Annotated in this window: 8 protein-coding genes and 1 tRNA gene; 3 read left to right on the top strand and 6 right to left on the bottom strand. The window is 67.5% G+C overall.

What is annotated here, in order from left to right:
* Positions 1-621: anthranilate synthase component II (locus tag D7X96_RS23695; RefSeq protein WP_244219698.1), on the bottom strand; the 621-nt coding region annotated here is incomplete at its 3' end.
* A gap of 126 nt (positions 622-747) precedes the next feature.
* On the opposite strand from D7X96_RS23695, the gene D7X96_RS23690 reads away from it, so the two are divergent.
* Positions 748-833, top strand: a tRNA-Leu gene (locus tag D7X96_RS23690).
* Between the two features lie 311 nt (positions 834-1,144).
* Complete coding sequence (locus D7X96_RS23685; RefSeq protein ID WP_121770773.1) at positions 1,145-1,792, top strand: hypothetical protein; 648 nt, start codon at positions 1,145-1,147, stop codon at positions 1,790-1,792.
* Positions 1,793-1,956: 164 nt separating this feature from the next.
* Here the strand turns inward: D7X96_RS23685 and D7X96_RS39635 are convergent, their stop codons facing one another.
* Genes D7X96_RS39635 through D7X96_RS23675 form a run of 3 tightly spaced genes read right to left on the bottom strand, consistent with a single transcriptional unit; the run spans position 1,957 to position 3,649 of the window.
* Entirely contained in the window at positions 1,957-2,292 is a 336-nt protein-coding gene (locus D7X96_RS39635) for a hypothetical protein (RefSeq protein WP_147468381.1), read from the bottom strand.
* Entirely contained in the window at positions 2,268-2,837 is a 570-nt protein-coding gene (locus D7X96_RS23680) for a hypothetical protein (RefSeq protein ID WP_121770772.1), read from the bottom strand. The genes D7X96_RS39635 and D7X96_RS23680 overlap by 25 nt, the downstream gene beginning before the upstream one ends.
* A 2-nt stretch (positions 2,838-2,839) precedes the next feature.
* Positions 2,840-3,649 carry a hypothetical protein gene (locus tag D7X96_RS23675; RefSeq protein WP_121770771.1) on the bottom strand — a complete coding sequence of 270 codons (810 nt, stop codon included), beginning with the start codon at positions 3,647-3,649 and terminating at the stop codon, positions 2,840-2,842.
* A 135-nt stretch (positions 3,650-3,784) separates the two neighbouring features.
* On the opposite strand from D7X96_RS23675, the gene D7X96_RS23670 reads away from it, so the two are divergent.
* Positions 3,785-4,090 (top strand): hypothetical protein, encoded by a 306-nt coding sequence (locus D7X96_RS23670; RefSeq protein ID WP_121770770.1) that lies wholly within the window; start codon positions 3,785-3,787, stop codon positions 4,088-4,090.
* A 3-nt stretch (positions 4,091-4,093) separates the two neighbouring features.
* Here the strand turns inward: D7X96_RS23670 and D7X96_RS23665 are convergent, their stop codons facing one another.
* Positions 4,094-5,068 carry an NADP-dependent oxidoreductase gene (locus tag D7X96_RS23665; RefSeq protein WP_208647359.1) on the bottom strand — a complete coding sequence of 325 codons (975 nt, stop codon included), beginning with the start codon at positions 5,066-5,068 and terminating at the stop codon, positions 4,094-4,096.
* Between the two features lie 114 nt (positions 5,069-5,182).
* On the bottom strand, positions 5,183-8,173 hold the full coding sequence (locus D7X96_RS23660; RefSeq protein WP_121770768.1) for a DEAD/DEAH box helicase: 2,991 nt from the start codon (positions 8,171-8,173) through the stop codon (positions 5,183-5,185).
* Positions 8,174-8,340 lie beyond the last annotated feature (167 nt).

The following is an 8,340-nucleotide window of genomic DNA, read 5'->3' as shown; positions in this document are numbered from 1 at the left end:
GGCCTCCTGGGGCGCTTCAGGGCGTGGGCGGGCGTGATGCGCTCGGCTCAGGCGGACGAAGTTGGCGAGGAGCTGCTGTCCGTGCGTGGTGGCGATGGACTCCGGGTGGAACTGGACGCCCCAGCGGGGGAGGGTGGCGTGGCGCAGGGCCATGAGGACGCCGTCGGGGGTCCAGCCGGTCTCCACCAGGCCTTCGGGCAGGGGGCGGGCGAGGCAGAGCGAGTGGTAGCGCACCACCTGGAGGTCCTGCGGAAGACCCTGGAAGAGGTCTGTCCCGGTGTGGCGCACGGGGCTCAGCCGTCCGTGCATGACCTCCGGTGCGTGTTGGATGCGTGCCCCGTGGACGTGGCCCAGGCCCTGATGACCCAGGCAGACGCCCAAGATGGGGACGTCCGCTTCGAGGAGTGCGTCGCGGCAGACACCGAAGTCCGCCGGGTGGTCGGGCCGACCCGGGCCCGGGGAGATGACGATGTTGTCGAACGCGAGCTCGCGCAGCTCCCGCCAGGGGCGCTCGTCGTTGCGCACGACGAGGGGCTCGGTCCCGGTGACCTCCGCCAGAAGCTGGAAGAGGTTGAAGGTGAACGAGTCGTGGTTGTCGATGAGGAGCGTCCGCTGCCGCACGGCGCGCACCTTACCGCTCGACGGGCGCCAGGAAGGCGCCGTTTCGAGCACGGCCGCCCGGTGGCCGTACCTGGCGCGCGCTGGCGCCTCGCTTGGGCCGCGGGGTCTGCTATCTTTCTTCCCATCGCACGAGTGGCGGAACTGGCAGACGCAGCGGACTTAAAATCCGCTGACTCGCAAGGGTCGTCCGGGTTCGATCCCCGGCTCGTGCACTTCTGACCGGCCAGATGCATTGGGGCTTCGGCCAGATGACTGGCAGTTGAGGACGACTGCTTTGAGTGGCACCTCGCGTGGGCGACATCCATTCCCTTGCGTAGCTACTGTTCACGCCTTCTTCACCGCGAGCGTGCCAGCCGATGCCCCGTCGACTAAAATCAGCCTGCCTGGGTAACGATAGACTTTGTCGGCTGTAGGACAGCAGGGGCTGACTTGAAGAAGTGGACAGCGATTTCAGGAGACGCTGGCTGTCCATTCATTCCGAGGTCGTCTGATGACTCCTGTAATCCCTTGTCACGATTTCGAGATGTTGTCCTGGTTCCTCGAGCGAACCGACTTCAGCTTCGTCTATGCGGACGGAGTTCCTATCGCGGAGCGTATTCCTCCTGAGCTGAAAGCGGTTGCCGCATCAGAGAAGAAAGTCGTCGTTGATCTCGCGGTGACATCCGCCAAGCTCCTGTCTAAGTTCATTGACGAGCAGGTGAACCCCGGGACTACTGCGCTCTTCAGGGGGATCGAACTCGTGGCCGTGCTGCCCAGTCCGTTGCGGACTCAGGAGTCGCAATTCTTCGAACTTCTGCTGTCGCAAATCCCTGAGTTCAAACAGGCGAAGCAGGAAGGGCGAGCGGCGATTGTCGCCGCACTCCTCCGTTCCGCGGTGGACCCAGCTGGAATGGGCATGGAGAGCGAAGGGCTGGTGAAGCATAAATGGAGCGAAGCAGAGATGGAGCAGACCATCGAACTGCACCTGCATCATCGCTCAGACAGGTCTGGCCGGGCTGAGGCCATCGAGGAACTCGCCCGGAACCTGAAGCTCGGTGTCGGGCAGGTCTCAATGGCGGTCGATGCGGTCGGTACGCTCGACCCTCAGGATCCGCGCCGCTATCCCAAGCCCAGCAAGAAGCTTGCGAGGCTTTGGGCAAGACGGGGGTTCACGAACAAGCTTGGGATATAGGGGGGCAGGGCGCTTTCGGGCGCCCCCCGGCATGCGGATGCGCCGAAGAGGAGGCGTCCTCGGATAGCATGAGGTCGGGGGGGGAACGAGATGCGTAGTGCCAGTTCTCATTCAGGGCCGCATGCAGCTCTTCCAAGTGCGAGGCCCTTCCCCCTCGTGCCCCTTCAGGTCGCGGCCGATGTACCTGGGAGATACTCGCTCAACTCTTCGGCGATCGCCTTGATGTCCGAGACCGACCACTGATCTGTCACCGAAACACTGTCGGAGTGATGCGGCTTTATCAGCAGAACGCGACCTGTCTCGGACCTGGAGTCTTTTGTCGCCATTGTTCGGGCTTCGGCCTCGTCCCTGGCTGCGACCCACTTGCGACTGACGACCGACGCTCGTTCATTGGCAATGACGTACACCGACCACAGTTTCATTGGCTGCTCCCTGGCTGGAAATTCGTTGATGACATCAAGTTCATCGGAAGCATTTACTTGAGTTTCTGTGTGGCCCATTCGCGCAGTTTCGCGACCAGGACCTGTTCGACGGCGCTCTCGTCCGTGAAGGCCGTCAGGGACCATGACTTGAGCTTCAGTTCGTCCGCGAGGGAGAGGTGCTTGTCGTGCGCCGCCCGTCCTCCACGCCACTCAGTTTGACCGGGCGCGCCCTTGCTCAGCAGGTCTTCTAGCCAATCGCCATCTCGATATTCCCGGGCGAGCTCGGGCGGCGTGGCGCCCTCGGACGGTTCGGCGTAGGCGAGCACCAGCACCGCTTGCGTCGCGCTCTTGGGCCGCAAGTGGACCTCCACCGCGACGAATGCGTTGATTCCCTCTCCATCGAGCCGCCGTGGCACATAGATGCGGCCCACGGCCCGTTGGCTCCAGGCCCCCGCCTCGTAGATGTTCCTGGCACGATGGAGTTCGACCTCGTTGCTGATGGGTACGAGCCCTGCCCGATCGAAGGCGGCATCACAGGCGAGGAGGAGCGCCTGCACCTGCTTGTAGATGTCATTGATGAAGCAGGACGCCTCGTAGATCTTCCGCCCCAGATTCTCTTCCATGCTCAGGTTCCTCGCCGTGATGGGCCGCGCCAGAAAGTCGTGTTCGACGGAAGGTCAGGGGCTGTCATGCCAGCGAAAAAAGGCCGGCCCCGGGTGGGGTGGAAGAACTGCGCCTGGGAAGGGCGCCTCCACTGCGGCTCCGTGTCCTTCCAGCCGGTGAACGTGGCGAGCCCACGACGATCGAGGACCTGCCGCAGCTGCGCGAGCAGGCATGACATGCCCCCGGACCCGCTGCCTTGGGGCAGATGCGGTGCCAGCTCACGCCATGCCAGCCAGTGGAGGTCGATGGCGGAGCGCTCGCGCCGGCTCCCCAAGCTGACCTCCAGCGCGTCTCTCGGCATCGCGGCGTGCCCTGTCAGATAGAGCAGACTGCGACGGTGGACCTCTTCGGGTCGGTAGGGCCTGGAGGGCAGGGCATCCGCCCCAAGCGCGTCCATGTAATAGCTCAGTTGGTCGCTGCTCCCCGCGCTCTCCAGAGAGTCATCCCTGGATGCATTGCTCTTGCCAGACTCGTACTTGCACTCAATGCCAATGAGATGCAGTCCCTGCGGTCCGCGCAGTAGCACCAGCACATCCACTTCCCGGGCTCGGACGCGTTGCCAGAAGTGGATGTCCGCCGAGTGGACGGGCCCTTCCACCAGGAGGCTCGCGCCATCGACAGCAGGACGTGATTGCTTGAGCCAGGTGACGAGCAGGTCCGGTGACTCCAGGCAGCGTAGAAGTCCAAAGACATTCGACGTGAGGACGTCCTCCATCCGGTCCCCGGCGTTCGTTCCGTCGCCCAGCTTTCCGTGAAGCTCCGCCGCGAACATGTCAGCTCCTGGAGGCCCGGTTGCAATCTCCAATGAGCCTACGGCAGGGGTGGAAGCTCCCAACATCCCCCATTTGGGGAATGCGGAGGGGTTCGGAAAGCCTCACGCTCACGTTTCCCTGCTACTCTTGTCGCCATGACCGGACCGCAAGCGAAGACCTGTGCGACCTGCGGGCGCGTCATCGCCGCGCATGCTGTGTACTACCGCTTCAGCCTGATGCTGGAAGGGGAGCAGGACCTGCTCGACCCTTCGGATGACCTGGAAGGCAACCCGGCTCAGGCGCTCGCGGAGATTGTCCGCCGCCTGGATGAGGGGACCGCGGATCCCGGTGAACTGGAGGCTCAGGTGCACTGGGAACGCAGTGGTGTCGTCTGCTCCCAGTGCCGCTCCGTGGCGGTGCGCATGCTCAACACCGCCACGGTCGACCCTGAACCGCATTAGCCGTTACTGGAGCTTCATCGCGTACTTGCCCAGGTGGTGCTTGAGCACATCCTGCTGCGCCTTCGCGGCCTCTTCCAATGCGTAGAGACGGCCGATCTCCAGGTGGAAGGGCCCTGCTTCAATCAACTCGTTGAGCCGCTTCATCACCTGGGGCGTGGGGATGCCGTCGTAGGCCTTGGCTTCAATGCCATCCGGGCCCTTGGGCGCTGGCTCCACTCCGTTCGGGTACGCGATGCGCCCTCCCTTGCGGACGTTCTTGAGCAGCGGCTCCGCGGCGTCTCCTCTCGCCAGCACCAGCGCCGCGTCGAAGCCGTCGGGCGCGAAGTCCCGGCAGACCTTCTCCAGGTCGTTCTGGTGGCCCTCGGCGACCGCGTCCGCTCCCAGCCTCCGTGCCAGTTCCACGCCGTCCTCTCCCGACGCCACCGCCAGCACCTTCGCGCCCAGCCTCTTCGCGAGCTGCACCGCCATGTGGCCAATGCCTCCACTGGCGCCGAAGATGAGCAGCTTCTGCCCCTGTTTGATTTGCAGGTGCTCCTCCAGCCCCAGGAGCCCGGTGAGCCCGTCCGCCGCGAGCACCGCCGCCTGCTCCACCTTCAACCCCTTGGGCACCTTCGCCGCCAGGTCCGCCTTCACCGCGACGTACTCCGCGTAGAAGCCTCCCTTGCTGCTCATGAACGCGGACCCGTACACCTGGTCTCCGACCTTGAGGTCCTTCACGTTCTTGCCCACCGCGGCAATCTCTCCCGCTCCGTCGGCTCCGGGCACGTAGGGGAACTTCGGGCCTCCGGGGATCATCTCCGCCATCTGGCCCTCGCGCTCCATCCAATCCCAGGCACCAATTCCCGCCGCCGCGACCCGCACCAGCACTTCGTCGTCGCCACAGGTGGGAACAGAGACGGTCTGGATGCCCAGGACCTCCGGGCCGCCGAAGCGGTCGAGCGCCGCGGCCCTCATCTTGTCGGGAATGGATGCTGGCATGCTGTGTCTCCCTCTCGGATTGAACGGTGTCCTCCGAGACGATGCGCATGCTCCGCGTAACGTTCAGCGTCACCGGCTCCCCGCAGGCAAGGCGGGGGAGGGGACCGCCGCCCCTCAGTCCAGCAGCTGCATGAGGTCCGCTCGCGTGAGCGCGGCGCCTCCCGTGGCGCCTCCGAGCGCGGCCTCGAAGAGCGCCCGCTTCTTCTCCTGGAGCAGGAGGATCTTCTCCTCCACCGTGCTCTGCGACACCATCCGGTAGACCATCACCGGCCGCTGCTGCCCGATGCGGTGCGCCCGGTCCGCCGCCTGCGCTTCCACCGACGGGTTCCACCAGGGGTCCACCAGGAAGACGTGATCCGCCGCCGTGAGGTTGAGCCCCGTCGCTCCCGCCTTCAACGAGATGAGCATCACGGGCGCTCCCTTCTCGTCCTGGAAGGACGCCGCCACCGCGCCCCGGTTCGCCGTGCTTCCGTCCAGGCGGATGAACCCGATGTCCGCTTCCTTCAACGCCGGCTCGATGAGGTCCAACATCGACGTCCACTGCGAGAAGACCAGCGCCTTGTGCCCGTCCGCCACCGCCGTGCCGAGCGCCTCCACCAGCGCCTGCACCTTCGAGGATGTCCGCGCCTGCTGCCCCGGCACCAGCGCCGGATGGCAGGCCGCCTGCCTCAGCCGCAGCAGCGCCTCCAGCGCCTTCAGCACGCTGCCGCCCTCCTCCAGCTGCGACACCACCTCCTCGCGCGTCGCGGCGTGGACCGCGTCGTAGACGGCGCGCTCCTGCTCCGTGAGGGTGACGTGCCGCACGGCCTCCGTGCGCGGCGGCAGCTCCGGCGCCACGTCGCGCTTGAGCCTTCGCAGCACGAAGGGCCGGATGCGCGCGCGCAGGGCCTCCGCGGCGCCCTTCTGGTTCTCCGACACCGGCCGGGACCAGCGCTCCTCGAAGGCCTTGCGCCCTCCCAGGAGGCCCCGGTTGGTGAAGTGCATCAGGCTCCACAGCTCCTCGAGCCGGTTCTCGATGGGCGTGCCGCTGAGCGCGATGCGGAAGGCCGCGTCCAGCTCATACGCCGCCCGGGCCACCTGGCTGTCCGGGTTCTTGATGGCCTGGGCCTCGTCCAGCACCACCGTGTCCCACGTCCTCGCCGCGAGGATGGCCGCGTCCAGACGCAGGAGCGCGTACGTGGTGAGCGTCACGTCCGCGGACTCGTCCAGCGTGCGCCCCACACCGTGATAGACGCTGACCTTCAGCGACGGACGGAAGCGCTTCACCTCCGCTTCCCAGTTGGGCAGCACGCTCGTGGGCGCCACCACCAGCGTCCCCCGGCCCAGCGTGCAGATGGTCTGCAGCGTCTTGCCCAGACCCATGTCGTCCGCCAGCACGCCGCCCAGGCCCGCCTGCCTCAGGAAGGTGAGCCAGCTCACGCCCTGCAGCTGATAGGGGCGCAGCGTCGCGGTGAGGTCCTTGGGCAGGTGGGGCTCGGGGAGCTTTTCGAAGCCCTGCACCAGGGGCGCCAGGCGCTCCATCACGGGCGGGGCGGGGTGCTCCAATGCCTCGCACAGGCCGGTGAGCTGGGGGATGGCGTGGTTCGCGAGGCGGCCGTCCCGCTCGCGCGCGGCCAGCAGGTCCGTCACGCGCTGGCCGTTTGCCTTCAGCCAGCCCGTGGGCAGGGGCGCCCAGCCTCCGCCCTCCAGCGGCACCAGGCCCAGGCCCTCCTCCCAGGCCCGCATCACCGCGCCCGCGTCCACCGTGCGCTTCTCACCGGGGCCCAGGCCCTCCACCTGGAAGTCGAGCGAGAAGCCCACTCGCGGCACGCCCGCTTCCGTGGTGCCGGTGTCCAGCGTGAGCATGGGCCTCAACCTCACGTCCGGGCTGACCACGCCCGCCGCGTTGCCCGTGAGGCCGCCGCGCCACTTGCGCAGCTTGTCCGCCAGCTGCACGGCCTCCTTGCCGTGGACCGTCACGCGCCGGCCGGGCGCCATGTTCAGCTCGTCCCTCAGCTGGTGGATGAGCTTCGTCTCCGTGGGCTCGTCACGCACGGGCGCGGCGCCCTGGAGGTACACGAGCTTCCCGTTGTCGATGCGCGCGGTGGGCGGCGAGCCGTACACCAGCGTGGGCAGCACCGAGAGCCCCGTGTCGAGCTTGTCGAGCTCCAGCGAGATGCGCGGCTTGAGCGTCCGGTCGATGGGCGGCAGCCGCCGGCTCTTCACGTCCACCGGCATGCGCCTGGCGAAGTCCGGCAGCACCTTGCTCGTCAGGTCCGCCAGCTGCTCCGGGGCGAAGACGCGCTCCTGGGGCAGGTTCTCCAGCCGGGCTCCGGTGAGGGGCTGCTCGCCCAGCCGGCAGAGCGCGCCCGCGCACAGCGCCACGCCGGGGCTCACCAGTTCGTTGATGCGCGGATCCCTCTCCACCTTGAGCACGGTCTGCTCGCCCCGGTCCTCCACGGTGACGCGCGGCAGGAGCGGTTCGTTGGAGACGGAGACGAGCGCGCCGTCGAAGAGGACGGTGCGCGCCTTCTCCAGCACGTGGAGCAGCGCGTCCAGCTTGCTCTGCGGAAGGGCGCCCCTCGTGGCCTGCGCGAGCAGCTTGTCCGCGAGCAGGTCGCAGGGCTCCACCTGGATGCGCGCGGCCTCCACGGGGCTCTGGAGCAGGGACGCGAGGCTCCGGGCCAACAGCCGCGCGGTGTTGTCCGGACGGACCACCAGGCGCTCCAGCTGGAGGCCTCCGTCCACGCGCTTGAAGCGGTACACCAGCCGCTCCGGCTTCGGCGGGGTGCCGGGGCGCGCGGCGGAAGGGCCCGGACGGGCAGGGGCCGCCGCCGACACGGCCTTCCGGCCTTCCGCCTGCCGCAGGACGATGGCCGCGGCGATGACGTGCTCGCAGGGGTCCACCTTCCCCCGGCAGTCGCACTCCCAGATTTCGTCCTCGGGGTAGAGGGTCGTGGTGAGCGGGGTGGGGCGGCCGGGGACCCGCACTCGCAGGACGACCTCCTCCTCGTCCGACGACTGCACCGACACGACCCCCGCGCGAGACAGGGCCTGTCCGGCGGACCACGTGGCCGGGCCTGACTCCTCCCGGATGGCTTCGAGCAGTTCCGCGAGCGCCGACATACGAGGGGCGATTCCCTAGCCCCGTGCCGCCCTGGGCGCAAGCCACCGGGCGCGTCGCTGTGACATGGCGGGACACACGCTCCGGCGCTCCTGTAACGGGGGGCGCTACAGGCCCCAGGACAGCGGTGTCAGCCGGAGCGGGGGCTTTCGAGGAAAGTCCCAATTGC

Source organism: Corallococcus interemptor (genome assembly GCF_003668875.1).
Taxonomy (GTDB): domain Bacteria; phylum Myxococcota; class Myxococcia; order Myxococcales; family Myxococcaceae; genus Corallococcus; species Corallococcus interemptor.
This window is presented reverse-complemented; position numbering and strand designations above follow the sequence as displayed.